Below are 24312 nucleotides of genomic sequence, written 5' to 3'. Positions count from 1 at the left end.
CCGATATTGCGGTAAACCGCATGTGGTTATCCGTAATGAAGGTGTGCGACTTTCCCCGTACCGGGGGCTCGACCGCTCCGCTTCGCTTGATGGCATGGACAACAGCATCGATCAGCCCACCTGTGTGCAGCCCGCGGTTCGTGTGCGCGCCGCGCACCGCCGATACGACGTGGGCGACGAAACGGTCAACGCACTGAACGGCCTCAGCGTCGACTTCCATCGCAGTACTTTCACCGCGGTGATGGGCCCGTCGGGATCGGGGAAGTCGACGCTCTTGCAGTGCGCTGCGGGGCTCGACCGATTGGACGGCGGGGAGACTTTCATCGGCGAAGTCGAGATCGGCTCCATCGGTGAGCGGGCGCGGACCCTCCTACGCCGGTCCAAGGTGGGCTTCGTGTTTCAGTCCTACAACCTCATCGAATCGCTGACGGCTCTCCAGAATCTGGAGCTGCCCTTGCGGCTTGCCGGACTCGATCCGGACCGTTCTCGGATTACGGCGGGACTCGTGAGGGTCGGTCTAGGTGATCGCATGCATCATCGGCCGTCTCAGCTGTCCGGTGGCCAGCAGCAACGGGTCGCTGTCGCTCGGGCCCTGCTGACCGAGCCCGAAGTGGTGTTCGCCGACGAGCCGACAGGTGCTCTGGACTCCGCCGGGTCGCGATCGGTCTTGGAACTGCTGCGCAGCGTCGTCGATCACGAAAGCCAGACCGTCGTGATGGTGACCCACGATCCGACCGCGGCCTCGTTCGCCGATCGAGTGCTGTTTCTTCGTGACGGAAAAGTGGTCGATGACCTACAGCACCGGCGGGGCGCCCCGGGCGACACCCGGACCGCTGCACAGATCGCTGCCCGAATGACCGGGATCGCGGCATGATCGCATGGGCGACAGCGTCATTCCGACGCCGAATCACGGCTGCGTTGGGCGTGCTACTCGCGGTGTTCTTGGGCGCCTCGATCACCACCGCCACAACACAAGTCATGAGTGCCGCAGGACCGCAGCCACCGGAGCGTCTGCGGGGTGCGTCGTTGGTCGTCGCCGGCGAGCGAGCGACGAACGTGCTGGGACAAGCGAGCGACCGCAGTGCGTGGGGCGGAGACCGACTCGCCCAGCTGACGCAGCGGATCCGCTCGATACCGGGCATCGCCGATGTTGTGGCGGACCGCAGCTTCCTGGCGCAGATCGTCACGCCGGCCGACGCGCTGCCGAGCGAGGACCCACAGGTCGCGGGGCACGGATGGTCAGCCGCGTCGCTGGGTGCTTACCGACTGTCGTCCGGTGCGCCGCCGGAGCAGACGTCGCAGGTCGTGCTCGGCCCGGAGTTCGATGCCGTCGTGGGCGAGACGGTCATTCTTCGGACTGCGCAGCGCGATGTGGAGGTGACAGTCGCCGGCACGACCGACGGTCCTGGCATCTACTTCGACGACGCTACCGCCGAGCAGTTGGCACCGGCCGCCAGTCTCCTCGGTATTCAGGTCACCGACGATCCGTCGGCAGTCGCCTCGGTGCAGGCGGTCGCGACGGAGTTCGGCGGCGAGGTGGTGACCGATCGCAGTACGCTGCAAGAAGATTCGGTCGCGAAGAGCCGTTACCTGAGCAATCAGTTTCTGACGGTATTGGCGATCGCGTCGGCGGTCGTGAGCCTCTTCGTCGTCGCGGTCACCTCGAAGTTCGCGGTCGACGAGCGCACCCAAGAATTCGGTCTCCTCCGCGCAACCGGAGCTCTGCCCAAGCAGCTGCGACGCGTGGTGCTGCTGGAAGCCGCGATGCTGGGGACTGTGGGATCGGTCTCGGGAACTGCGGCTGGAGTGCTCGCGACGATACCGCTGACCAGCATGTTGCGGTCGTGGGGGATCCTGCCGGCCCAGCTTGTCGTGACGGTCGACTGGACCGGCGCAATGACAACCGCCCTAGCAGGGATCGTCATCGCAGTGGCCGGTGCCGCCGTCTCGGCGGTGAGCGCTTCGCGGGTGAGCCCGCTGGCCGCGATGCGACCCGAATCGAGAAGTCAGCGCAAGACCCACGGGCGGCTACGAACTGTCAGCGGAACAGCGTTGGGCGCCCTCGTCGTAGTCGAGGTGGTCGCGGGCCGTACTGTGCCGGAACTGGACTCGGTGTTGATGGCGATCGTCATCACGCTCACCGGTGCCATCGCCGCTGCATGTCTCGCGCCGGTACTGGTGCCTCGGCTCGCACGCATCCTGCTGTGGCTGCCGTGGCGGCTGCGGCCATCCGCCCCGCTCATGGTCGGCGGCGCCGAGGTCACCACGAATCCACGCCGGTCCGGCTCGATCGCAGCGCCGGCCATCATCGCGGCGGCTCTCGCCATCCTCACCAGTGGATTCATACCTACGATGCGAATTGCGTACCCGGCCGAGACCGCAGCTCAGATAAGGGGTCAGTCGGTGCTGGTGTCCGAGTCCGATTACCTCACCGCTGATCAGGTGGACCAGGCGTACGAGAAATACGACGTCGTCGAGGTCGGGATATCCAGCCGAGCCCAGCTGGTCGTTGCTGGATCCACTGTCGCGCTCCCCGTCACGGCGCTCCCCAGCGCAAGCGCCCCCACTAGCTTCGAAGTGCCCCTGTACATGGCGGAGGAATACGGCTGGCAGGCCGGCGACGCTGTCACCCTGGTGATGGCGGACGGGAGGACCCTCGACCCGAGGATTACTACGATCGTGGACGATCCTAGAGGTGAACACCCTGGCGTGGCACTTCCCGAAGTCGTTGTTCGCGAGCACGACCCCTCGGCCGTAGCGGACGAGGTGTTCGTGACCACGTCCTCCGTCCAAGCGGCCACCGCGCCCCCCGCAGGTACCCGCGTCACGGATGCGATCACCTGGTCCGGGGTCCGCTACGACAAGGACCTGACGCTGCTCGACCGCTACGTCAAGACCTTCGTCGCAGTCGCCGTCGGCTATTCGGTGCTTGCTGCCACCATCACGATCGCGATGTCCATGCGGCATCGACGGACCCAGGTGCGCGCGCTCGCGCACTCCGGTGCCACCAACCGGCAGATCAGCAGCGTGGTCGTCGTCGAGGCCGTTGTCGCCGGAGCATGCGGCGTAGTGCTGGGTGCGCTGTGTGCGCTGGTGCCGCTGCACGAGATGGCGGCCGGCCTGTCGAACACCACCGGCACCCCAGTCGTCGCTCACCTCGACTGGGTACAGGCCTCGACCGTGCCACTGGGAATCGTATGCATGATGGGAGTGACTGCGGCGGCGATGAGCTTCCGAGCCCGGCAATAGTTGAAATTGCTGCGCGCCAACCGTCAGATCAGTGTGCCCACATCCTCGGCGACCAGCTTGTCGAGTGCGCGTTCGGCGATGGCTGCGATCGTCATGGATGGATTGCAGGCAGCCGCGTTTCCCGGCAGAAGAGCGCCGTCCAGGACGTACAGGCCACGCTGTCCGAGGACTCGACCCTCGAGATCGCACACCGACCCGATGTTCGCACCACCCAACGGATGCCATGTCGTGGGAACAATTGCGTTAGTGTCGGTGAGCACACTTCTCGGGCCCGCGATCCGCGCTACCGCCGGACCGATCTTCGACAGCTGAATGCCCGCGTCACCCTCGTGCGGCCATCTGAGTACCGCGTCGTCTTTCGCGGCGTCGTAGACGAATTCTCCACGTCCCGAGCTGACGCCGTACCCGACGAGCGTCGTACTGCGCCCATCGAAACCGAACGGCGGAAACGACGCCTGAATGACGGTGTACGCCGCGCTCGGATCGTTCCACTGCAGGGTGCCGTACACGACCGGCCCACCCTGTGCAGGCCCGAAACCGTTGACCGGATCGGTCCAAACGTAGATGCGATCTGCGTTGGTACCCCAACCCTTTCCGAGTTCATCCGGCATATCCGGGATCCGGCCCGCCGCCGACGCGCGCAGAAGCAACTTCGTCGTATTGGCGCTTCCGGCTGCCATCACCAGAGCGTTCGTCGTCAAGATCTTGTTCTCGAGCACTGTGCCGGAAGAATCCGTCCGGTCGACGTACACCGTCCACCGTCCGTCGGGCGCTCTTTCGACATCACGGACTTCGTGCAAGGTCTCCACGGTAACGAGCCCGGTCGCTTCCGCTGCCGCGATGTAGGTGACATCGACCGAGTTCTTGCCACCGTTGTTGACGCCGAGAGCACCCTCGCCGTTCGTGTAGGCGGGGGCCATCTCGCCGCGCAGTTCGGCCAGCGCGTAGTTCCAGTCCAGTGGCATCGGAATCTTCGACACCTCGAATCCCTCGCGCGTCGCATTCTGCGCAAATACGCGCGCAGCCAGATAGTTGGGCGTGTCGATCAATTCGTCTGGGGCTGTGGCGAGTCCGAGCATCCGCGCAACTCGCGGGTAGTGGACGCGATCCATGGTTTTCCAGTCGAGTTCCTGCGGGAAGTTCGCATCGAACACATGCTCGGCCGGCTGAAGCGTCATCCCCTGATAGACGAGAGATCCACCGCCGACGCCGGCTGCACACAGTGCCGTCATGTTGTCACCGGTCACCGCTTCGAGGAGCCCTGCGTACGGCTCGAACGCAAGGCTGCGACCGAACAGCTGGGGGTTCGATCGATGCCACAGGATGCGCTTGTCCGGGCTTGCGGCCGAGGGGAAGGTCTTGGCGTTCGGGCCGGTCGGCCACCGCTGACCGCGCTCGAGAAGCGTCACCGGCACCCCGGCCTCCGCCAGCCGCAATGCGGTGACGCCACCGCCGAAGCCGGAACCGATCACCACAACTCGGTGCTCTTCCCGAGTCAGAGGAATGTTGTTGACACGCTTGGTTGTTCGGGCCGCCGAAGTGGACGAGCTAGTCACAGCCAGCCCGGCCGCCGCCATGCCCGCCCCGGCAATTCCCAGGAACGACCGACGATCGAAAGTCTGCGAAACCCCACGCCCGATGCCAGATCGCACGAATCCCCCTCAGCATTCCGCGTGACCCCACCGACCGCGCTGTTACAAACTAGACACTTCTGGCGACAAGTGTCAAGAATCACAGCTCAGGTAGTAAAATCGGCCAAGGCCGGAGCGAGCCATCTGGCCAAGAAGGCGCGAAGGTCGTCGTCGGTCCGAACGGCGTCACTGTCGAAGACGATCACCGACAGGCCCAGCCGCACGGTCATCTCGACAATATCGTCCAGACGGTCCTCGGCCACCTCCTGCCGCTCGAGAAGCGACTCGAATATTTGCCGCGCAACGGGTTTGGCGCGCGCGATCATGCCGTAGTCGAAGACCGGATTGCCTTGTTCGGCGACGAGTAGAGCCGCCAGCACCGGGTTGGATCGCACCGCAGCCCTGCCTGCGACGATCACTTCCACCGCATAGTCACACACGGTGCGTGCCGACTTCAACCTTGCCTCGATACTCCCCAGAACTTCCAGAGCGAGGCCCGCCATCGCCTGCGACACAACCTCTTCACGCGAACCGAAGATGCTGTACACGGTTTGCCGTGACACCCCTGCTGCGCTTGCGACGGCGGCGATACTGACACCCTCGAAACCACCGTCCTCGATCAATCGGAGAGTGGCGTTGAGTATTTTCTGTCGCGACCGCATGACTTTCATTATCTACGGACGGCGAGCACTACGGCTCGAGGCGCGCATGCAGATGCGTATGCAGGTACTCCACAGCTGCACGGACTCTACGAGGCACCTGAGGGACCGCCGAGTAGACGGCGTGAATATCGGCGGACGGTGTGTCGATGCCCTCGAGCACCTGAACCAGCACCCCCTCTCGCAGAAGAGGCCCGACATGCCACAGAGAACGCATCAACAGTCCACGCCCCTCGATGCACCAGGCGGTCGTCACGTCACCGTCGTTGCTCGTCATCCGTCCCGAGACCCGTTCCGCTCTCTCGCCGTCAGCAGTCGCGAAACGCCACAGCGCGAAGTCGCCCTCGTCCTGACGAAGGACGATGCACTCGTGTTCGCGCAAGTCCTCGATCGCAGAGGGAGTTCCGTGCTCGTCCAGGTAGCGCGGGGAGGCCACGACCACCCGCCGATTGCGAGACAAACGCTTCGCAGTCGACCGTGAATCCGGCAATGTTCCGACACGTATTTCGATGTCGAACGGCGTCGCGGACACGCTGGGAGGTTTGGCCGACAACTCGACGTCCACTTCCACACGCGGGTTGTCGGCCATGAATTCGGCCATCAACGGTGCGATGTGCGCGCGTCCCAGGCCAACGGACGAGTGAATCTGAAGTTTCCCACGCAGCTCGGCGTAATGGCCGCTGATCGATTCTTCCAGCTCCGCCATCTCGGCGGAGATCGCGGCGGCACCTTCCGCGTAGCGCTCGCCCTCCGGCGTCAGTGTGAGCCGTCGGGTGCTGCGGTGCACGAGGCGTACACCGAGGCGGGATTCCAACCGGGCGAGCCGCTTGCTCACCGAGGACACGGACACCCCGAGCTCCCGGCCGACCTGGGTCAGACTCGTCGATCTGGCGACGACGTCGAAGAAAATCACGTCGAAGGGGGCGGTGTCGTCTTTGAGCATTGCTGCACCCTTCTTTCGATTTAGGAAAGACAGTCTTGCCCGACGACGCCTTTCGCGGCGGCTTGTTGAAGCATACGGTCGAAAGCAAGGGCTTCGAGCAACCGCGCAGTGTCACCGAAACGAGGAGCAACGATGGGCGCTACACACCGCATTGCCGTCATCGCCGGAGACGGCATCGGAAAAGAGGTGGTGCCCGAGGGACTCGCCGTACTCCAGGCCGCGGCGTCCGCGTTCGATTTCACCCTCGACTACGAGGAGTTCGGATACGCGAGCGCCGAGTACTACACCGAAACAGGACAGATGCTTCCCGACGGTTGGTTCGAGGAGCTGACTCGCTTCGACGCGATCTTCTTCGGCGCAGTCGGTTGGCCGGAGGTCGTCCCCGACCACGTCTCGCTGTGGGGCAGCCTTCTGCAGTTTCGACGACATTTCGATCAGTACGTCAACCTCCGGCCGGTGAAGTTGATGCCGGGAGTGGTGAGCCCATTGGCCGGGCGCGCACCGGGCGATGTCGATTTCTACGTCGTACGAGAGAACACCGAGGGTGAATACTCGAGCATCGGCGGCAAGATATTCGAGGGCACGGACCGCGAGACCGTGATGCAGGAAACCGTCATGACACGCACCGGCGTCGACCGAATCCTGAAGTACGCCTTCGATCTTGCGCAGACACGACCGAAGAAGCACCTTACATCGGCGACCAAGAGCAACGGAATCTCCATCACTATGCCCTATTGGGACGAGCGAGTGGAAGCAATGGCCGAGGGGTACGACGATGTGCGAGTCGACAAGTACCACATCGACATTCTCGCAGCGAACTTCGTGATGCATCCGGATTGGTTCGACGTGGTCGTCGCCAGCAACCTGTTCGGTGACATCCTGTCCGATCTCGGACCTGCGTGCACCGGGACGATCGGCATCGCCCCGAGCGCAAACATCAACCCGGAGAGAGTCTTTCCGAGTCTGTTCGAACCGGTGCACGGATCTGCACCGGACATCGCGGGCCTGGGTATCGCCAACCCCATCGGGCAGATCTGGAGCGCGTCGTTGATGCTCGAGCACCTCGGTGAACCCGAAGCAGGCGCTGCCGTGCTCGACGCCATCGAAACCGTTCTGGCCGCTGGGGGTTCCAGCCTTACACCGGATATGGGTGGAACGGGCTCGACGCAGACCCTCGGTGCGGCCGTCAAGGACGAGCTTGCACGGGCAGGTCGATAGTCGTGGCACGCATCCTCGTCACCACCGACTACCTCCACCCGGGAGACGAGATCGACGACCTTCTCCGCTCGAACGGACACACCACGGTCTACAGCCCGGCACGTGGATCGCGACAACCCGGTGAACTAGCCGATCTGTTGACGACAGCCGACGCCGTACTTGCCGCGAGTGAGCCGATCACCGCCGAAATGCTCGTCCAGGCGACGTCGTTGAAGATCATCGCCCGCAGCGGTGTCGGATACGACTCCGTCGACATCGACGCTGCCGCGGCCCGCAGCATCGTCGTTACCAACACTCCCGGCGCCAACAGCAACGCCGTCGCCGAGATGGCGCTCATGCTCATACTGATGTGTGCGAGAAGGGTAGGCGACACTCTCGACGGTGTCGAGCGAGGCGACTGGCCACGTAACGACACCGTCGAGCTGCGTGGGTCGACGCTGGGAATCGTCGGATTCGGACCCAGCGCAAAGCTTCTCGCGGGTCTGGCGAGGGCTGTCGGAATGAGGGTACTGGTACATACTGCGTACCCGGACGAGACCATCGACGTCCAGTACCGAGAGCTCGACGCAGTACTGGGCGACTCGGACTTCGTGTCTTTGCACGCAAGGCCTACCGCCGACACCGTAGGCCTCATCGGTGCTCGCGAGTTCGGTCTCATGAAGAACACTGCGTCGCTGATCAACACGGCCCGAGGATCACTCGTCGACGAAGATGCGCTCGTCGCGGCCGTGCGCACCCACCAGATCGCCGGAGCCGGACTGGATGTGGTCGACGTCGAGCCACTCCCGGCGAACAGTCCACTGCGCGAATTCCCGAACGTCGTGATCACCTCGCACCTGGCAGGTCAGACCGTGCAGGCGCGGGCCAGCGCCAGTCGCGCTGCGGCCGAGGAGATTCTGCGCGTTCTGAACGGCCTGCCCCCGGCCTCCCCCGTGCGTGCATAGTTACGCTCGGCGGTAATTACTCACGCACGGGCGGCGAAGCCGCTAATGCGAGGTGTAGACCTTCAGGAACACGATCACAGCCGCGACAGCCGCGGTGACCAGCCCGGCGACGAACACCCGAAACGTCAACGGCCTGCCCCGCAGCCGTTGGGCGACAAGCTGCAACGAGGCGATTCGAAACACCACCACGCCACCGGCGATGAGCTGAGCCCAGAACGTCGGAAGAATCCACAGCCACGCCAGCGCGAGAATGATCGCAGGCACCGTGCCCGAGGACGCGATCGGAACGGCATCGCGAATCTCGTCGAGCACCGACTGCTTCTTCTCGGAATCCGTCGAGCCGTGCATCGACTCCGGAATGTTGCTGCGCGCGACAATCTCGGCGAACACGTGCGCGACGAACGTAGTGGATGCCGTCGCGAGTACCAACGCGAATGCCGCGCCGTCATCGATACTTGCGGGACTCGCAGCGACGACCGCCGTCAGCACGAGAATGTTTCCGTACACGTACGCCGACAGCCGTGCGGCGGCGCGCGCAGCAGGCAGCGGCCCACTTCGCCGGGAAGTTGCGCTCCGGTACAGCGCGGTTCGAGCGATACGGCCCGCCAGAAAATCGATCATGCGGCGAAGCCTATTGCGGCCCTGCCACCCGCCGCAGTTCAGCGCGCGTGATTCGGTAGATCTCCGACAGATCCGCAGTCTCGCCTGCATCGACGCGAGTGGCCCAGTCGTCGAAAGCGATCCGCAGGGTCATGCCCGCACTTTCCACGAGCAACCGCGCGAACGTCAGCGATGCACGACCATTCATTTTCGTCACCACCGCATCGGTGAGTCTGCACAGGGTCGTCGCATCGAGGGCGATCGCCGTCGCCCGCAGGTGTGCGTCACCGTTGATGAGTCGTCGGGCGCGCAACACTCGGCTCTTGATGTCTTCCGACGCTTCGACCAGCCGGACCGCCGCGCGCTCGTAGATCGCTTCCATTCCGGCGAGATCGATGTCGGCCGGGGGCGTGGCGTCGAGCCAGTCCTCGATCTCGGCTTCCACCTCGAGGTCGACCGACAGAATCGACTCCTCTTTGGTCTTGAACTGTCGGAAGAACGTACTCGGCGACACTCCTGCGGTCTTCGCGATCTCGTCGACGGTCGTCGCGGCGACGCCGTTGCGTTCGAACAGGTCGAGAGCGGCCGAGTTGATGTCCAACCGTGTCTCTCGGCGGCGCCGTTCGCGCAGGTCCGGCATCGCGGGGTTGCTCACCACATCGCTCACCACGGCGGTCTCCTTTCGCACGCCAACAAACTACCAGGGAATATCAAGTTGACAGTGACTGTCACATAGAACGACACTATCAACCAGACATCCGAGTTCATATTCGCAAAGGGTTCGAAAGAAATGCAGACAGACGCCGTTCAGAGTCAGCCCGAGAAAGCCGACAAGACCGAAATGCCACCCGGCGGCGCATTGCTGATCGGGATCCTCGTCGTCGCAGCGTTCGTCATGATCCTCAACGAGACGATCATGAGCGTCGCGCTGCCAAGACTCATGATCGACTTGAGCATCACCGCGACCACCGCGCAGTGGCTGACCACCGGCTTCCTGCTGACGATGGCCGTTGTCATCCCGACCACCGGATACCTGTTCCAGCGGTTCACGCTGCGGCAGGTGTTCATCGCATCGATGTCGCTCTTCACCACCGGAACAGTCCTCGCCGCGTCGGCGCCGGGCTTCGAACTACTGCTCGCCGGGCGCGTCGTCCAGGCCAGCGGTACTGCACTGATGCTCCCGCTACTGATGAACACTGTGCTGAACCTGGTTCCCGCACGCGACCGCGGCAAGATGATGGGCGTCATTTCCATCGTCATCGCCGTAGCGCCGGCCATCGGACCTACCCTCTCGGGCGTCATTCTCAGTGCGCTCGAATGGCGATGGATGTTCTGGCTCGTTCTACCGATCGCTCTCATCGCCTTCGCCATCGGCGTAAGGCTGGTCAAGAACGTCACCCCGACGAGTAGGCCGTCGTTCGACGGCGTGTCGGTCGTGCTGTCGGCGCTTGCGTTCGGCGGACTCGTGTACGGACTCAGCAGCATCGGCCATTCCGCCGAGGGGTCGACTGTGCCGGTGTGGATTCCGCTCGCAGTCGGCGTCGTCGCTTTGACCGTGTTCGTCCTGCGTCAGATCGCTCGTCAGGACGACGGTAGGGCTCTGCTGAACCTGCGACCGTTCGCGACGCCCACGTTCAGCATCGGCCTCGGCATGCTCATGATCAGCATGATGGCGCTCTTCGGAGCACTCATTTTGCTGCCCATGTACCTGCAGAACATCCTCGGTCTCGATACGTTGAAGACTGGGCTCATGTTGCTTCCCGGCGGACTGACAATGGGTCTCCTTGCGCCGTTCGTCGGCCGCGCGTTCGACAAGATCGGACCGAGGCCGCTGGTCATTCCCGGTTCGATCATTGTCAGCGCTGCCCTGTGGCTGATGACCCTGCTCGACGCCGAATCTGCACTCCCGATGGTCGTGGCGATTCACGTCCTCCTGTCGATCGGACTTGCGACGATCATGACTCCGCTCATGACGTCTTCACTCGGATCGCTCCCGACGCACCTCTACTCGCACGGCAGCGCGATCTTCAACACGCTGCAGCAGCTCGCCGGTGCCGCGGGTACGGCTTTGTTCGTGACGGTCATGTCCACCACCGCGGCGTCGCGCGTCGCCTCGGGCACTTCCGACGCAGCTGCCAGCCAGGCAGGCATCCACACGGCCTTCCTGTGGGGAGGTGCGGTGTCGCTCCTAGCCGTGGCAGCCGCATTCTTCATTCGCAGGCCGACGGTATCGGCGAACACACCGGCCGAAGCGGATCGGGGGCTCGCTCAGGTCAACTGACCGGAGCTACGAGTCAGTCGATCACGACGAGAAAAAGCAGCCCAGTGAGCAGTGCGGCGGCTATCGCGAAAGCGATAGCCGCCGTTCTCAGCTGAGGCCGAACCAAGAGGACGATCGCTGCGAGGACAACTGCAGCGGCAAGCGTCAGAGCCGCCGTCAGCGCGCCGGATTGCACCGGAATCACCTGAATTCCGGCCCACGCGAACACGAACCCGAGCACCAACCCGACCAGTACCTGACCGAAACTACGCATGTCGCCAAATGCCATCCTCACCGGTCGCTCGACCGACACTGAAACTAGCCGCACACGGTTGAATCCACCGGGGAATGGCTATCCGAGCCCACATGACATCCAAGAATTCCGAAAACCACACCGATAACGACGCCGAGCCCAAGGGTGGACACCCAGGGCCCGTCGACGAGGGCAAGAACGGCGGTATGGCTACCCGCGAGTTGGCGCCGGAGCTGACCGAGGACGAGAAGTAGCTCTTACCGAGTAGCACCACCATTTGCTTGCGGCGCCGGCGAGCTGCGCGTTACTGTGTGGTCAGACCACACAGTAACCAGGCCGACAAGGACCGTCGATGACTCAGCGCCACCTGCCCAAATTTCGCGATCTAGCGCCGCTCATGCAGTTCGAAAAGCCGAGCTTCGACTTCAAGGCCAACCGTCTTGCGAAGGCTCAGACCGTCTACGACCTGCGCAAGATCGCCAAGCGACGCACCCCGCGTGCGGCCTTCGATTACACCGAAGGCGCGGCCGAGGCCGAGATCTCGCTGGGACGTGCCCGTCAGGCATTCGAGGACATCGAATTCACCCCGTCGGTCCTACGCAACGTCGAGAAGGTCGAGACGGGATGGGACGTCCTCGGCGCTCCGGTATCGCTACCGTTCGGCATTGCGCCGACCGGCTTCACGCGCTTGATGCATACCGAGGGTGAGATCGCAGGCGCGCATGCAGCTGCACGTCACGGAATTCCGTTCTCGTTGTCCACCATGGGAACCACTGCCATCGAGGACGTCGCCGCGGCGAACCCCAACGGCCGCAACTGGTTCCAGCTCTACATGTGGAAGGACCGAGATCGGTCCATGGCACTGGTCGACCGGGCGGCCAAAGCCGGATTCGACACCCTTCTGGTCACCGTCGACGTGCCGGTTGCCGGAGCCCGATTGCGCGACAGACGAAATGGATTCTCCATACCTCCGAAGCTCACTCTCGGGACTGTCGCGAACGCCATCCCGCGGCCCTGGTGGTGGTACGACTTCCTCACCACCGACGCGCTGTCCTTCGCGTCGTTGGACAAGTGGTCGGGAACCGTCGGCGAACTCCTCGACACGATGTTCGATCCCACCGTCGACTTCGACGATCTACGCTGGATCAAGCAGCAGTGGCCGGGAAAGATCGTCGTCAAAGGAATTCAAAACGTCGCCGACGCCAAACGCGTTGCCGATGTCGGGGTCGACGGCATCATCCTGTCGAATCACGGTGGCCGGCAGCTCGACCGAGCACCGATCCCGTTCCACCTTCTGCCCGAGGTGGTCAAAGAGGTCGGTAGCGAATACGAAGTCCACATCGACACCGGCATCATGTCCGGGGCGGACGTTGTCGCTGCCGTCGCGCACGGCGCGCGTTTCACCCTGCTGGGTCGCGCGTACCTGTACGGCCTCATGGCAGGCGGAGAAGACGGCGTCAATCGGATGATCGACATCGTCGGCGAGCAGGTCACGCGGACCATGAGACTGCTCGGGGTCAGCTCACTCGAAGAGCTCACGCCCGCCCACGTCACCCAGTTGGTGCGTCTCGCGCCCCGTGCACTCACCGGAATCTGATCGATAACCGAGTCATGTGACTGATGACCCGGGCACTCGAGCTAAGAGATACTGCACCCTTGTGAAACAAACGCGGGGGATGTGAGATGGACGGACTACGAGTAGCGATCGCCGACGACGACGTTCTCCTGAGAGCAGGGCTGACCAGCCTGCTGACCGGGGCCGGACTCGACGTTGTGGGCCAGGCGGGTGACGCGGTGGAGCTCTTGGCTCTGCTGGACCGCGAGCAACCGCAGCTGGCAATCATCGACATCCGGATGCCGCCGACCCACACGACAGAGGGACTCGACGCCGCGCTGCGAATCCGCTCGGATTTTCCCGACGTCTCGATGCTTCTTCTGTCCGCGCATGTCGAAGTGGACCACGCTCTCGAACTTCTCGACAGTGGCCAGAACAGTGGGGGCAGCGGCGTCGGATATTTACTCAAGAGCCGCGTGACCGACGTCGACGATTTCGTCTCCACCCTCGGTCGCATCGCGGCTGGGGCGTCGGTCATAGATCCGGCGCTCGTCTACGAGTTGGTGGCCGCACGCAGGCGAGACGACCCGCTGGGCGCGCTGAGCTCCCGCGAGAAAGACGTGTTGACGCTGATGGCGGAGGGGCTGTCGAACTCGGGCATCGGTCGACGCCTGTGGATCACCGAGGGAACCGTCGAGAAGCACGTCAGAAGCATCCTCACCAAGCTGGACCTCGCCGAGACGGCCGACGACCACCGTCGAGTCCGGGCAGTCATCATGTATCTGGACACGGTTACGTGAAGGAGTTCACGTGAGTGAGGCCAACAGAGCATCGACCGATGCTGCCGACAACTCGAACTTCGGCAGAAATCCGATGGCCGAACTCGATTCGACCAGGTCCGCGAAATCGTCCGCGTCGTGCGTCGAGACGAGGATGATCGCGGGCACCGGCGCCGACGCAGCGTGCAGAGCCTCGACGACGTCGAACCCGCTCTCGTCACCCAGGTCGATGTCGACGAGGACGAGGTCGGGATGGACGAGGTCGGCGGTCTCCACAGCCCCAGCCAGGGTCGACGCGGTTCCTACGACGGTTATGCCGCCGGCTTCGAGCACCCTCCGGGCAGCGACGCAGAATGCATCGCTGTCGTCGACGATGAGGCAGCTGCGGGCGGAGGACATCACCCTGTCGAGAGTGTCAGAGATCAGCCCCTCCAGCATTCCGGCTAGCGGTAATTTCCCGTGACGCGCACGGTTCCCCGGCGAGATCGACTGGTCAAGCTCGTTCTGCGCACCAGGACACCACCCGTTGCCTGCGGAATTGCCCTCGCTGTCGGTGCGATCGTCGCCGAGATCCTGGCCGTGCTCCTACTGGAGCGGATCGCTCCGGGTAATGCTTTCGGAGCCGTCTTCCTGTTGGGCGTACTCGTGGTGTCCGCGGGATGGGGGTTTCGGCTGTCCATCGCCACCTCGGTCGCGAGCGCCGCAGCCTATGCCTACATTCACGTGGGAGAGAGCAGCAGCGAGACCGCCGAGAGCAGCGAGAGCTTCGTTCCGGCGATGATCGTCTTTCTCGTGCTGGCGTTGCTCACCAACGTCCTCGTCGGTCAATCACGATTGCGTGCGGTGGAGTCCGACCAGCGACGCCGGGAGGCCGACCTGCTCGCATCGCTCGCCCGCACGATGCTTCGAACGACCGACCGAACCGCCATGCTCAACGACGCAGGTGCTCGATTGTCGGAGGTGTTGGAGGTCCCGTGCGAGGTGGTCGGCCTCGATGGACCACCGAGCAGCGTCGAAGAAGAACAGATTGCGCTGCGCGACGGCGACGACGTCATCGGTTTCCTGGTGGTCCCAGCACAGCTGGTCCCGACCGCGAGGCGTCGAATAGATCGGATCGTTGCGCCACTCGAAGCGTTGATGGCTGCATCGAGCGACCGGCAGGCACTCCACGAGCGAACCCTCGCCCTTGCCCGTCAGCAGACCTCACTACGACGTGTCGCGACACTGGTCGCATTGCGTGCCGAGCCGGACGAGGTGTTCCTCGCCGTCGCGCACGAGCTGGCCGATGGCCTCGACATCGAACATGTGTCGGTCGTGCGGTACGACACCGACGCGCACTACACAGTCCTTGCCGTACGCGACCGCGTCGAATCTCACCGGTTGGCAGCGGGCGAACGGTTGCCGCTCGGTGGGCACAACGTCTGCACAATCGTCTTCTCGACCGGAATGCCCGCGGTCATCGACTTCACCGCGGCCACCGGCGACATCGCCGATCGCCTTCTCGGCCGGGGAATCCTCGAGGGGCGCGGCGTTCCGATCAAGATCGACGGCACCGTCTGGGGTGCAGTCGTCATCGGATCCACTCGCTACTCCACCAGTGCAGATCTCGGCGATCGCCTGTCCGACTTCGCCGATCTCCTCGCAACCGCTGTGTACAACAGCGATACCCGATCGGCCCTGACGCGTTCTCGGGCTCGTGTGGTAGCCGCCGCAGATCAGGCCAGACGCACCATCGAGCGCGATCTGCACGACGGCGCACAGCAGCGAATTGTGTCGCTCGGAATGGAACTACGTATCGCGCAAGCGGCAGCGCCCGCCGAACTCGTCGATCTGCGAAACAGTCTCGATCGCAGCGTGGACACCTTGTCGCAGGTGCACAACGATCTCCGCGAACTCTCACGGGGAATCCACCCGGCCATCCTCTCTCGCGGCGGCCTCGCGCCGGCGCTGAAAACGCTCGCCCGACGTTCGCCGGTGCCGGTATCGCTCACCACCGACATACCCATGCGTCTGCCGGATCCCATCGAAGTCGCCGCGTATTACGTTGTCGCCGAGGCGTTGACCAACACGGCGAAATACGCCGGGGCCACCGGCGTCGACATCGCAGCTTCGGTGGCGGACGGATGCTTGACCCTCGTCGTCGGCGACGACGGGTGCGGCGGCGCTGACATGCAGGGCGGTTCGGGACTGATCGGCTTGCACGACCGAGTGGCCGCAGTCGGAGGATCGATGACCGTCTCGAGCCCGCCGGGCGTCGGGACAACGCTGTCGGTGTCGATCGCCCTCGGTACCGGCTAGCAGGTAGTCGATCCCCCGGGATTCACTCCCCCGGTTTGGACGCCAGCAGCGACGATTTCGCGCCTGCATCGGACGAAAGTTCTCGGTATCACCCGATGAGAGTTCGAGACAGCTGGAGGACACCATGCCGTACATCACCACCACAGACGGAACCGAGATCTACTACACCGAACAGGGAACGGGAAAGCCAGTTCTCCTCAGCCACGGATGGCCGCTGTCCTCGGATGCGTGGCAGCTCGAACTCAAACTGCTCGCCGACGCCGGCTACCGCGCCATCGCACATGATCGTCGCGGTCACGGACGCTCGTCGAAGACGTACACGGGCAACGACATGGACACCTACGCACGCGACCTCGCCGAGTTGGTCGAGGCGCTCGATCTCCAGGAACTCACACTCATCGGTCACTCCACAGGCGGCGGCGAAGTGGTGCGCTACGCAGCCCAGCACGGCGGAAGCCGCGTCGCTCGCGTCATCACCGCAGGCGCCGTTCCCCCGATCATGCTGAAGTCCGAGAACAACCCCCAGGGCACACCGATCGAGGCGCTCGACGACATCCGCAGCGGAGTCCTGACCGACCGTTCGCAGTTCTACAAGGACCTCGCCGAGGCGTTCTACGGCGCCAACCGCGACGGCGCGACGGTTTCCCAGGGCGCCAAGGACGACTTCTGGCGTCAGGGAATGCTCGTCAACCTCGCTGCCGCGTACGACTGTGTGAAAGCGTTCTCGGAGACCGATTTCACCGAGGACTTGAAGGCTCTGACCGTTCCCGTCTTCATCGCGCAGGGCGACGACGATCAGATCGTCCCCATCGCCGCGGCAGCCCTGAAGTCCATCGAACTGGTCAAGGACGGCACACTCAAGGTCTACCCGGGCGCGCCCCACGGCATCTACGGCGACTACCAGAAGGCCTTGGACGCGGACATTCTCGAATTCATCGCGAAGTAAGCGACCCCGCCCGTGCGTGCGTAATTACCTTCGAAGGTAACTACGCACGCACGGGCGTTGTCTGTTACTGCAAATTACATAGTGCAAACTGCATCTCGGGGTGTAATGTCATCTCATCGGTGCGCAGCGTCCAAGTCGGAATCGGCGCGTTTCGGGTATCACCAATTCTTCGTGACGGGGTATGTCGATGGTCGGGACCTGCAGTGCCACTAGTGCTTCTCGGCGTCGATCTGTCGCGATGTCGGTCCTCGCGCTCAGTACGAGCATGCTGCTCGCCTGCAGTTCGGCCGCCGACACAGAGGCCCCCGCCCTCGCCGAGGCTCCGCCACAGGTTCCGCCCGCACAGATCGATCGCGAGGCCGTCGACGCCGCGGTCGGACAACTCGACGGTTTCGTGGGCGACATGATGGCGAACACGGGTGCGCCCGGCATCGCGGTCGCCGTCGTCTACCAGGACGAAGTGTTGTACTCCAAGGGCTTCGGCGTCCGGAAGGTCGGCGAACCGGACCTCGTGGACACCAGCACGATGTTCCAACTGGCGTCGGTGTCCAAGCCCGTCGCATCGTCGGTCGTCGCGTCGTTGGTCGGCGAAGGAAAGATCGACTGGGACGATCCGGTTCGCCAGTACGAACCAGGCTTCTCCGTCGCTGATCCCTATGTCAGCGAGCGCGCGAGCTTCACCGATCTGATGTCGCACCGATCGGGACTTCCCGATCACGCCGGGGACCTCCTCGAAGACCTCGGTTACAGCTACGACGAGATCCTCGCTCGACTCAATCAGGTTCCACTCGAACCGTTCCGAGACAATTACGACTACACCAATTACGGATTCTCCGCTGCAGGCGTTGCCGCGGCGAAATCCCAGGGCACGACCTGGGCAGATCTGTCCGAGCAGAGGATCTACGAACCACTCGGCATGACGAATACCACGTCCAGCCAGCAGGCCTGGGCAAGCGCCCCGAACCACGCCTACAACCACATTCTCGCCGACGAGGACACGAACACCTGGGCAGCGAAGTACGTCAGCAACCCCGAAGGCCAGGCGCCTGCCGGCGCGGCCGCATCCTCGGTCGACGACATGGCCAAGTGGATGCGCATGGAACTGGGCGGCGGCGAATTCGAGGGCACAACCGTCGTCGAACCGGAAGCGCTGCAGTTCACTCACAGGGCTCACGCATTTGCGCACCCGTCGACGACGCCAGGCGCACGCGACAGTTTCTACGGCATCGGATTCAACGTCGGAACCGACAATCAGGGACGCGTCGAAGTCAGCCACGCCGGCGCATTCGCACTCGGTGCGAGCACCGACGTGGTGATGTTGCCGAGCGAGCAGTTGGGGATCGTCGTTCTTGCCAACACGGCACCCATCGGAGTCGCGGAAACCATTGCAGCGCAGTTCATGGACTACGCGAAGAACGGCGAGCTCACCGTCGACTGGGCGCCGTTCCTGGCCGATATATTCGCAGGGATCGTCGAGCAGGGCCGTTCCGAGACGGACTACGCGAACCCGCCGGCCTCGGCGGCCCCAGCGAAACCGGTCGACGCGTACGTCGGCACTTATTCGAGCCCGTTCTACGGTCCAGCGGAAGTGGTCGAGAGCGGCGGCGAGCTCGTGCTGAAAATCGGAAAGAACCTCCAGTCCAGCTATCCGCTCACCCATTTCGACGGCGACACCTATTGGTTCGAACCGGTCGGAGAGAACTCGTCCGGGCCGACCGGCGCCGAGTTCACCGTCGCCGCCGGCGCACCCACAACGCTCACCGTCGAGTACCTCGACCCACTCGGTCTCGGCACCTTCACTCGCTCCTGACGCCCCCTCACACGAACGGACTATGACGATGCACCGTAGATCGCGCTCGCTCCTCGCACTTCTGCTGACGTCCGGACTCCTTGTCGCTGCGTGCTCGTCCGGTAACGACAGCACCGACAGCACCGCCACCTCGAGCACGAGCAGTGCAGAATCGAGTGCCCTCGTCCCGCTCGATTCCGCGGCCATCGATGCGATCGTGGACGAGAAGGCGAAGGAATTCCGTCAGGTCGGGATGGTGGTGTTGATCAAGACCCCCGACGGTGAGTACGTGAACACCTGGGGCAGCACCGAACTCGGCGGAACAACGCCGCCGACACTCGATACGAAGGTCCGCATCGGATCGAACACCAAGACCTGGACGGGCACCGTCATCCTCCAGATGGTGCAGGAGGGCAAGATCTCGGTCGACGACCCAGTGAGCAAGTATCGCCCGGACGTTCCGAACGGTGACAACATCACCATCGGGCAACTCCTCGACATGCGCAGCGGGCTGTACAACTACACCCAGACGCTCGAGCTCAACCGCGCACTCGACGAGCAGCCGGAAAGAGTCTGGCAGCCAGAGGAATTGGTGGCGCTCGGCCTCTCCAATCCTCCGACGTCACCGCCGGGAGCCGAATACAACTACTCCAACACCAACACCGTCCTGCTCGGTCTCATCGCCGAGAAGCTCGATGGCAAGCCGATTGCGGAGATTTACCAGAATCGACTCTTCTCCCCTCTCGGACTCGAGAACACCTCGTTCCCGGCGAACACCGACACGTCGATCCCCTCGCCGTACACCGCGGGGTATTCGTACAGCGGCAACGTCGAAACGCTCGGCGAAGGCAAGGAAGCGCTCTCGCCCGAGAGGATCGCGGCCATCGACGCAGGCACCGTCACACCGAGAACGACGACGAACGACAACCCCTCCTGGACATGGTCTGCCGGTCAAGGCATCTCGACAGCGAACGACATCGCAACCTGGGTGAAGGCACTCGGATCCGGTGAGCTGCTCGGCGCCGAGACCCAGCAACTCAGGATCGACAGCGTCCAGCCGAGCGATGCGAACGGCACCGCTGCCTACGGATACGGCATCGCCCAGATGGGCCCAATGTACGGGCACATCGGCGAGATGCCGGGGTACAACTCGTTCATGGGGTACGACCCCGCGAACGACGTCACGTTCGTCGTGTGGGGCAACCTGGCACCGACGGTCGACGGCACCGCGCCTGCCGCGATGGTCGCGAAGGAGTTGATTCCGTACGTGTACGCAGGACCGCCTGCAGCCACGTCGAACGATGTGGGAGAACACAGCGACGACGCGGGCAAGTGAGACCGGGCCCTCCCCCGGGCGCTCGCGGCTCGCCGTCGTTAGGATGGGCAATCACGCGATAGCAGGGAGATCAGGGTGGCTCAGGGCGATCTCAACACGACGTCATACGTCATATTGGGGCTTCTTGTCTCTCGCGATTGGACCGCATACGAAATCTCGGTGCAGTTCGGACGTGGTGTAGGCGAGCTGTGGCCGCGCGCCGATCGGCAGCTCTACAACGCACCCAAGAAGCTGCTCGAACGTGGACTGGTGTCGGCGACGACGGATGCTGCCGACTCGGGACGCAGCCGGACCGTCTACTCGATCACCGACACAGGTCGCGACGCCCTCTCATCGTGGCTCGCAACCGAATCGAAGCCGTCTGCACTGCAATTCGAGGGCATGATCCGCGTGTTGTTCGCTGAGCAGGGGTCACTCGACGACCTGCGCGCCAACATCACGACGATGCGGGACCAGGCCCAGCAGACCCGTTCGTTGTTCTTGTCGCACGCCGAACGACTACTCGACGTCGAGCATTCGACTTTCCCCGATCGTCAGCACCTCATGACGCTGGCCAATCGGTTCATGGTCGGACACTTCACTCACATCTCGGAGTGGGCCGACTGGGCGTTGACCGAAACCGAGACGTGGTCGGACACGAAGTCCCCGGCTACCACCCACCGCGAGCAGAGCCGAACGAGCCTGGAGGAGTCGCTGCAACGGCATCGATAGCGGTGTTCAGGAGCGCCCACCGAGCCTGGCTGCCTGCAGAGTGAGATGGTTTCGTTCGGCCAGATTCGAAGCCTGCTCCGCGGCCTCGACGTACAGACGAGCGGCGGCTACCGCATCACCTGCCTTCTCGTGCAGGTAGGCCGAGACGGCGGTATAGCGGGGCACGTCGGCGTCGATCGCCTTCAATGCAGCCAGACCTGCTGCGGCACCGTCGGCCTCACCCACCGCGACAGCCCTATTGAGCTGTACGACAGCACTTCCGGTGATACCGAGCAATTCGTCGTACCAGCCCACGATCTGCACCCAATCCGTCTCCTCGGCTCGTTGCGCGTCTACGTGCAGAGCAGCGATCGCGGCCTGGGCTTGGAACTCGCCGAGACTTGTCCGCGCCAACGCCGCCTGCAGGATGTCGACGCCTTCGGCGATCAGCGTTGTGTCCCACCGTGAGCGATCCTGCTCGGCCAGTGGAATCAGACTGCCGTCGGGCCGGGTCCTTGCACTTCTGCGCGCGTGGTGCAGCAGCATCAGCGCCAGTAACCCGGCGGACTCCTCGTCGCCGCTCAGTGCGGCCAACTGCCTGGTGAGTCGTATCGCCTCCGATGCGAGGTCGACGTCTCCGCTGTAGCCCTCGTTGAAAATCAAGTACAACACCCGCCGCACCGTGGACAGATCACCACGCTCGACGAACCGAACGTCCCGAACGGTCTTCTTGGCCCGACTTATCCGCTGGCCCATGGTCTTCTCGGGGACGAGATACGCGTCGGCGATCTGTTTCGTCGTCAGACCCCCGACGGCACGCAGCGTCAATGCAACCGCTGCCGACGAACTCAACGACGGATGCGCACAGAGGAAGAACAGATGCAACGTGTCGTCGGACGTCTCCGCAGGCCCCGACGGCGGCTCTGCGGATATCCGCAACTCACGATCACGCCGGGCTGCCTCGGCGCGGTGAGTGTCGAGAAACTTCCGCCAGGCAACCGTTACGAGCCATCCTTTGGGATCGGCGGGCATACCCTCCGGCCAGGACACAGTCGCACCGATCAGCGCTTCCTGCACGGCGTCCTCAGCCGTCGCGAAATCGAGCCCGCGACGAGTGAGGACGCCGATCACCGCGGGTGTCAGCTCCCGCAGCAGTATCTCGTCCATCTCACTCGTCGATGGTGGTGGGCGTGTCCATCATCGGCCGAACCTCCAGCCACTCGTGGATCGGCTTGCCGCCTGCGCCTGGGGCTGCCGATAGCTCACCGGCCAGTTCGAGAGCGCGATCGTAGCTATCGACGTCGATGACCATCCACCCGGCGATGAGATCCTTCGTCTCCGCGAAGGGGCCGTCGGTGACAGGCGGCTTGCCTTCTCCGTCGGAGCGAACCCACGCGCCCGCTTGCTTGAGCGCCTGACTGTCGACGAACTCGCCCGACTCCTGCAGCTTGGCCGCGAAATCGTTCATGTAGGTCATGTGCGCCTCGACCTCCTGCTGCGTCCACTCGTTCATGGGCACGTCGTTGATCGCTTCCGGTGCGCCGCGGTAGTGCTTGAGGAACAGGTACTTCGCCATGGTGATCTCCTTCTCTCGTGTGCAGTCTCTTCGACCACATCCAACTCTGGGACGGAGCCAAGCAATCGTTTTCGACATCGGCGCTGAGGAGATTTTCGGCCGGCCCCTGTAGCAGATTGCTGCACCTGCGTTCAGGTTCACAGAATACGAGGAGACCCATGACCAGCGTCGCCGACCGAGTCACCAGATTCTCCTCCGAACTGGTCGACGCCGCGCTGCCGAAGAGCACTCGTACGAAGCCGCACGAATTGCGTCGACACTTCGCAGCGTTTCGATCGACTGTGGGCGCTGGCCGCTGACGCGATCCGCCGGGTCGACCATGCGACGGTCTACGACAACACGGGCTCCGATGTCACACGCATAGTCGCCAGGTTCGTCGAGGGCGACGCCGTCCACGACATCGTGTGGCCGTCCTGGGCTCCCGCTGATCTGACACAAATATAGGTATAACCCAACTTCACAGCTAAGGTGCTCGCATGAAGATGCGGTACGACGTAACAGGCGAAGGTCCCACTCTCATGCTCGTGCACGGTGTCGTGCACCGGCGGCAGGCATGGAATCCTGTGCTCGACCTGTTGACGCCCTACCGCCGAGTGGTCACCGTCGATCTCCTCGGCCACGGCGAATCACCCGCGATCGATCCGAGTCTCCCCAACCCACTCGGTCACGTCGTCGACTGCTTGGACGAGCTGCTGGGTGAGTTCGAAACACCCGAGAGCAAGGTACACGTCGCCGGAAATTCGCTCGGCGGCTGGCTCGCCCTCGCACTCGCGTGCCGAGGGCGCGTGGCGTCGGCGACCGCGCTGTCCCCTGCTGGGTTCTTCGTGAACGAACTTGACAAGCACCGCACGATCGGAACCTTCCGGTTGCTGCGTTCACTTGCCCGCGGCATGGGAACACGTGCTCCACAGTTGCTGTCGCACAAAGCAATTCGCTATCCGGCCATTTCTGCGTTCTTCGCCCACCCAAGCCGCGTCCCATACGACGACGCCGTGGTGGACACCGCCTCGTTGGTCTCCAACACGTTCGTCGACGAAGGCCTCGACGCAATCTTCGAGCTGCCCGTAGCGGCCGAGCCTCGTGTCCCCATCACAATCGCGTGGGGGCAACGAGATCTGGTGTTGCCGATCTACCAGAAGGCCGTCGCGCGAAGGAATCTCCCCCACGCCCGGTTCATCACCGTCCCCGGCGTCGGGCACGTTCCGATGAGCGACAACCCAGAACTCATTGCGTCGATCCTGCTCGCCGGAAGTGAATCACCCACGCAGAGGTGACAACCCCGTCATGGCGTCGGGGCGCCCACGGGAGGCGCAGGTGGCACCGGCAGTTCGCCATCAGTGGACGGCGTGGGCGGAGCAGGAGGCACCGGTGGGGTCGCAGGCGCCGGCGCTGACCCGTCGGCTGGCGGGGCCGGTGGAGCTGGCGGGGCCGGTGGAGCAGACTGCCCTGGTTGCGCTGGGGCTGCGGGCGGCGCTGGGGCGCGGGCGGCGCTGGAGGCGTGGGGAGGGCTGCACAGCCCGGTAGATCGCCCTCCGGCGTCGGTGCCGGCGCTGGTGCTGCTGGTGCCGATTCCGCCGACGGGGGCG

General features: G+C 63.8%; 24 protein-coding genes. 15 read left to right on the top strand and 9 right to left on the bottom strand.

The features are described from left to right. The first annotated feature begins 94 nt into the window (after positions 1–94). Both D8W71_RS08680 and D8W71_RS08675 read left to right on the top strand, forming a co-directional pair. A complete protein-coding gene (locus D8W71_RS08680) occupies positions 95–874 on the top strand; it encodes an ABC transporter ATP-binding protein (RefSeq protein ID WP_121112699.1) in 780 nt (259 codons plus the stop codon). Beyond that, positions 871–3249 (top strand): ABC transporter permease, encoded by a 2379-nt coding sequence (locus D8W71_RS08675; protein ID WP_121112697.1) that lies wholly within the window; start codon positions 871–873, stop codon positions 3247–3249. The genes D8W71_RS08680 and D8W71_RS08675 overlap by 4 nt, the downstream gene beginning before the upstream one ends. 23 nt (positions 3250–3272) lie before the next feature. On the opposite strand, the gene D8W71_RS08670 is transcribed toward D8W71_RS08675, so the two are convergent. The 3 genes from D8W71_RS08670 to D8W71_RS08660 form a co-directional block, all read right to left on the bottom strand. Next, positions 3273–4826: a GMC oxidoreductase gene (locus D8W71_RS08670; RefSeq protein WP_121112695.1), complete on the bottom strand. Its 1554-nt coding sequence runs from the start codon at positions 4824–4826 to the stop codon at positions 3273–3275. Between the two features lie 161 nt (positions 4827–4987). Then, on the bottom strand, positions 4988–5542 hold the full coding sequence (locus tag D8W71_RS08665) for a TetR family transcriptional regulator (RefSeq protein ID WP_121118841.1): 555 nt from the start codon (positions 5540–5542) through the stop codon (positions 4988–4990). A 28-nt stretch (positions 5543–5570) separates the two neighbouring features. Next, on the bottom strand, positions 5571–6482 hold the full coding sequence (locus tag D8W71_RS08660; protein ID WP_121112693.1) for a LysR family transcriptional regulator: 912 nt from the start codon (positions 6480–6482) through the stop codon (positions 5571–5573). 132 nt (positions 6483–6614) lie between these two features. On the opposite strand from D8W71_RS08660, the gene D8W71_RS08655 reads away from it, so the two are divergent. Further along, positions 6615–7700 carry a tartrate dehydrogenase gene (locus tag D8W71_RS08655; RefSeq protein WP_121112691.1) on the top strand — a complete coding sequence of 362 codons (1086 nt, stop codon included), beginning with the start codon at positions 6615–6617 and terminating at the stop codon, positions 7698–7700. A 2-nt stretch (positions 7701–7702) separates the two neighbouring features. Next, the gene (locus D8W71_RS08650; protein WP_121112689.1) at positions 7703–8644 is read left to right on the top strand and encodes a phosphoglycerate dehydrogenase; all 942 of its coding nucleotides are present in this window, start codon (positions 7703–7705) and stop codon (positions 8642–8644) included. Between the two features lie 42 nt (positions 8645–8686). Here D8W71_RS08650 and D8W71_RS08645 read toward each other — a convergent pair whose 3' ends face one another. Both D8W71_RS08645 and D8W71_RS08640 read right to left on the bottom strand, forming a co-directional pair. Further along, entirely contained in the window at positions 8687–9265 is a 579-nt protein-coding gene (locus tag D8W71_RS08645; RefSeq protein ID WP_121112687.1) for a hypothetical protein, read from the bottom strand. Between the two features lie 10 nt (positions 9266–9275). Beyond that, on the bottom strand, positions 9276–9932 hold the full coding sequence (locus tag D8W71_RS08640; protein WP_236077795.1) for a TetR/AcrR family transcriptional regulator: 657 nt from the start codon (positions 9930–9932) through the stop codon (positions 9276–9278). Positions 9933–10034: 102 nt separating this feature from the next. Between D8W71_RS08640 and D8W71_RS08635 the strand changes: the two genes are divergently transcribed. Continuing rightward, the gene (locus tag D8W71_RS08635) at positions 10035–11525 is read left to right on the top strand and encodes an MDR family MFS transporter (protein ID WP_121112685.1); all 1491 of its coding nucleotides are present in this window, start codon (positions 10035–10037) and stop codon (positions 11523–11525) included. Between the two features lie 13 nt (positions 11526–11538). Here the strand turns inward: D8W71_RS08635 and D8W71_RS08630 are convergent, their stop codons facing one another. Then, the gene (locus tag D8W71_RS08630) at positions 11539–11778 is read right to left on the bottom strand and encodes a hypothetical protein (RefSeq protein ID WP_153275348.1); all 240 of its coding nucleotides are present in this window, start codon (positions 11776–11778) and stop codon (positions 11539–11541) included. 92 nt (positions 11779–11870) lie between these two features. Here D8W71_RS08630 and D8W71_RS27580 point away from each other — a divergent pair, with 92 nt between their 5' ends. The 3 genes from D8W71_RS27580 (at position 11871) to D8W71_RS08620 (ending at position 14112) form a co-directional block, all read left to right on the top strand. Continuing rightward, a complete protein-coding gene (locus D8W71_RS27580; protein WP_201265298.1) occupies positions 11871–12011 on the top strand; it encodes a hypothetical protein in 141 nt (46 codons plus the stop codon). A gap of 98 nt (positions 12012–12109) precedes the next feature. Next, complete coding sequence (locus tag D8W71_RS08625) at positions 12110–13354, top strand: alpha-hydroxy acid oxidase (RefSeq protein WP_121112681.1); 1245 nt, start codon at positions 12110–12112, stop codon at positions 13352–13354. 86 nt (positions 13355–13440) lie between these two features. After that, entirely contained in the window at positions 13441–14112 is a 672-nt protein-coding gene (locus tag D8W71_RS08620; protein ID WP_121112679.1) for a response regulator, read from the top strand. Between the two features lie 6 nt (positions 14113–14118). On the opposite strand, the gene D8W71_RS08615 is transcribed toward D8W71_RS08620, so the two are convergent. Further along, the gene (locus D8W71_RS08615; RefSeq protein ID WP_121112677.1) at positions 14119–14490 is read right to left on the bottom strand and encodes a response regulator; all 372 of its coding nucleotides are present in this window, start codon (positions 14488–14490) and stop codon (positions 14119–14121) included. Positions 14491–14550: 60 nt separating this feature from the next. On the opposite strand from D8W71_RS08615, the gene D8W71_RS08610 reads away from it, so the two are divergent. From D8W71_RS08610 to D8W71_RS08590, 5 genes are all read left to right on the top strand, one after another. Continuing rightward, positions 14551–16389 carry a sensor histidine kinase gene (locus D8W71_RS08610; RefSeq protein ID WP_121112675.1) on the top strand — a complete coding sequence of 613 codons (1839 nt, stop codon included), beginning with the start codon at positions 14551–14553 and terminating at the stop codon, positions 16387–16389. Positions 16390–16513: 124 nt separating this feature from the next. Next, positions 16514–17335, top strand: a complete 822-nt coding sequence (locus tag D8W71_RS08605) for an alpha/beta fold hydrolase (protein WP_121112673.1) — start codon at positions 16514–16516, stop codon at positions 17333–17335. Positions 17336–17573: 238 nt separating this feature from the next. Next, entirely contained in the window at positions 17574–19145 is a 1572-nt protein-coding gene (locus tag D8W71_RS08600; RefSeq protein WP_236077794.1) for a serine hydrolase, read from the top strand. A 28-nt stretch (positions 19146–19173) separates the two neighbouring features. Next, on the top strand, positions 19174–20460 hold the full coding sequence (locus tag D8W71_RS08595; protein WP_121118835.1) for a serine hydrolase domain-containing protein: 1287 nt from the start codon (positions 19174–19176) through the stop codon (positions 20458–20460). A gap of 75 nt (positions 20461–20535) precedes the next feature. Next, entirely contained in the window at positions 20536–21171 is a 636-nt protein-coding gene (locus D8W71_RS08590) for a PadR family transcriptional regulator (RefSeq protein ID WP_121112671.1), read from the top strand. A 6-nt stretch (positions 21172–21177) separates the two neighbouring features. On the opposite strand, the gene D8W71_RS08585 is transcribed toward D8W71_RS08590, so the two are convergent. Both D8W71_RS08585 and D8W71_RS08580 read right to left on the bottom strand, forming a co-directional pair. Further along, positions 21178–22317 carry an RNA polymerase sigma factor gene (locus tag D8W71_RS08585; protein WP_121112669.1) on the bottom strand — a complete coding sequence of 380 codons (1140 nt, stop codon included), beginning with the start codon at positions 22315–22317 and terminating at the stop codon, positions 21178–21180. A gap of 1 nt (position 22318) precedes the next feature. Then, the gene (locus D8W71_RS08580) at positions 22319–22726 is read right to left on the bottom strand and encodes a YciI family protein (protein WP_121112667.1); all 408 of its coding nucleotides are present in this window, start codon (positions 22724–22726) and stop codon (positions 22319–22321) included. 158 nt (positions 22727–22884) lie between these two features. Here D8W71_RS08580 and D8W71_RS27310 point away from each other — a divergent pair, with 158 nt between their 5' ends. Together D8W71_RS27310 and D8W71_RS08570 are read left to right on the top strand one after the other, a co-directional pair. After that, a complete protein-coding gene (locus D8W71_RS27310; protein ID WP_153275347.1) occupies positions 22885–23025 on the top strand; it encodes a hypothetical protein in 141 nt (46 codons plus the stop codon). A 177-nt stretch (positions 23026–23202) separates the two neighbouring features. Continuing rightward, the gene (locus tag D8W71_RS08570) at positions 23203–24000 is read left to right on the top strand and encodes an alpha/beta fold hydrolase (RefSeq protein ID WP_121112666.1); all 798 of its coding nucleotides are present in this window, start codon (positions 23203–23205) and stop codon (positions 23998–24000) included. Positions 24001–24312: the final 312 nt, after the last annotated feature.

It is taken from the genome of Rhodococcus sp. P1Y (assembly GCF_003641205.1).
GTDB lineage: Bacteria > Actinomycetota > Actinomycetes > Mycobacteriales > Mycobacteriaceae > Rhodococcoides.
Note: the sequence above shows the minus strand (reverse complement) of the source record. Positions and strands in the feature narration are given on the sequence as shown.

Coding starts and splice junctions, on each gene's coding strand:
- D8W71_RS08600 (WP_236077794.1), top strand. CDS start 17,574: ATGTCGGTCCTCGCGCTCAGTACGAGCATGCTGCTCGCCTGCAGTTCG.
- D8W71_RS08660 (WP_121112693.1), bottom strand. CDS start 6,482: ATGCTCAAAGACGACACCGCCCCCTTCGACGTGATTTTCTTCGACGTC.
- D8W71_RS08670 (WP_121112695.1), bottom strand. CDS start 4,826: ATGGCGGCGGCCGGGCTGGCTGTGACTAGCTCGTCCACTTCGGCGGCC.
- D8W71_RS27580 (WP_201265298.1), top strand. CDS start 11,871: ATGACATCCAAGAATTCCGAAAACCACACCGATAACGACGCCGAGCCC.
- D8W71_RS08620 (WP_121112679.1), top strand. CDS start 13,441: ATGGACGGACTACGAGTAGCGATCGCCGACGACGACGTTCTCCTGAGA.
- D8W71_RS08595 (WP_121118835.1), top strand. CDS start 19,174: ATGCACCGTAGATCGCGCTCGCTCCTCGCACTTCTGCTGACGTCCGGA.
- D8W71_RS08605 (WP_121112673.1), top strand. CDS start 16,514: ATGCCGTACATCACCACCACAGACGGAACCGAGATCTACTACACCGAA.
- D8W71_RS08655 (WP_121112691.1), top strand. CDS start 6,615: ATGGGCGCTACACACCGCATTGCCGTCATCGCCGGAGACGGCATCGGA.
- D8W71_RS08580 (WP_121112667.1), bottom strand. CDS start 22,726: ATGGCGAAGTACCTGTTCCTCAAGCACTACCGCGGCGCACCGGAAGCG.
- D8W71_RS08585 (WP_121112669.1), bottom strand. CDS start 22,317: ATGGACGAGATACTGCTGCGGGAGCTGACACCCGCGGTGATCGGCGTC.
- D8W71_RS08615 (WP_121112677.1), bottom strand. CDS start 14,490: ATGTCCTCCGCCCGCAGCTGCCTCATCGTCGACGACAGCGATGCATTC.
- D8W71_RS08675 (WP_121112697.1), top strand. CDS start 871: ATGATCGCATGGGCGACAGCGTCATTCCGACGCCGAATCACGGCTGCG.
- D8W71_RS08680 (WP_121112699.1), top strand. CDS start 95: ATGGACAACAGCATCGATCAGCCCACCTGTGTGCAGCCCGCGGTTCGT.
- D8W71_RS08630 (WP_153275348.1), bottom strand. CDS start 11,778: ATGCGTAGTTTCGGTCAGGTACTGGTCGGGTTGGTGCTCGGGTTCGTG.
- D8W71_RS27310 (WP_153275347.1), top strand. CDS start 22,885: ATGACCAGCGTCGCCGACCGAGTCACCAGATTCTCCTCCGAACTGGTC.
- D8W71_RS08645 (WP_121112687.1), bottom strand. CDS start 9,265: ATGATCGATTTTCTGGCGGGCCGTATCGCTCGAACCGCGCTGTACCGG.
- D8W71_RS08570 (WP_121112666.1), top strand. CDS start 23,203: ATGAAGATGCGGTACGACGTAACAGGCGAAGGTCCCACTCTCATGCTC.
- D8W71_RS08625 (WP_121112681.1), top strand. CDS start 12,110: ATGACTCAGCGCCACCTGCCCAAATTTCGCGATCTAGCGCCGCTCATG.
- D8W71_RS08635 (WP_121112685.1), top strand. CDS start 10,035: ATGCAGACAGACGCCGTTCAGAGTCAGCCCGAGAAAGCCGACAAGACC.
- D8W71_RS08665 (WP_121118841.1), bottom strand. CDS start 5,542: ATGCGGTCGCGACAGAAAATACTCAACGCCACTCTCCGATTGATCGAG.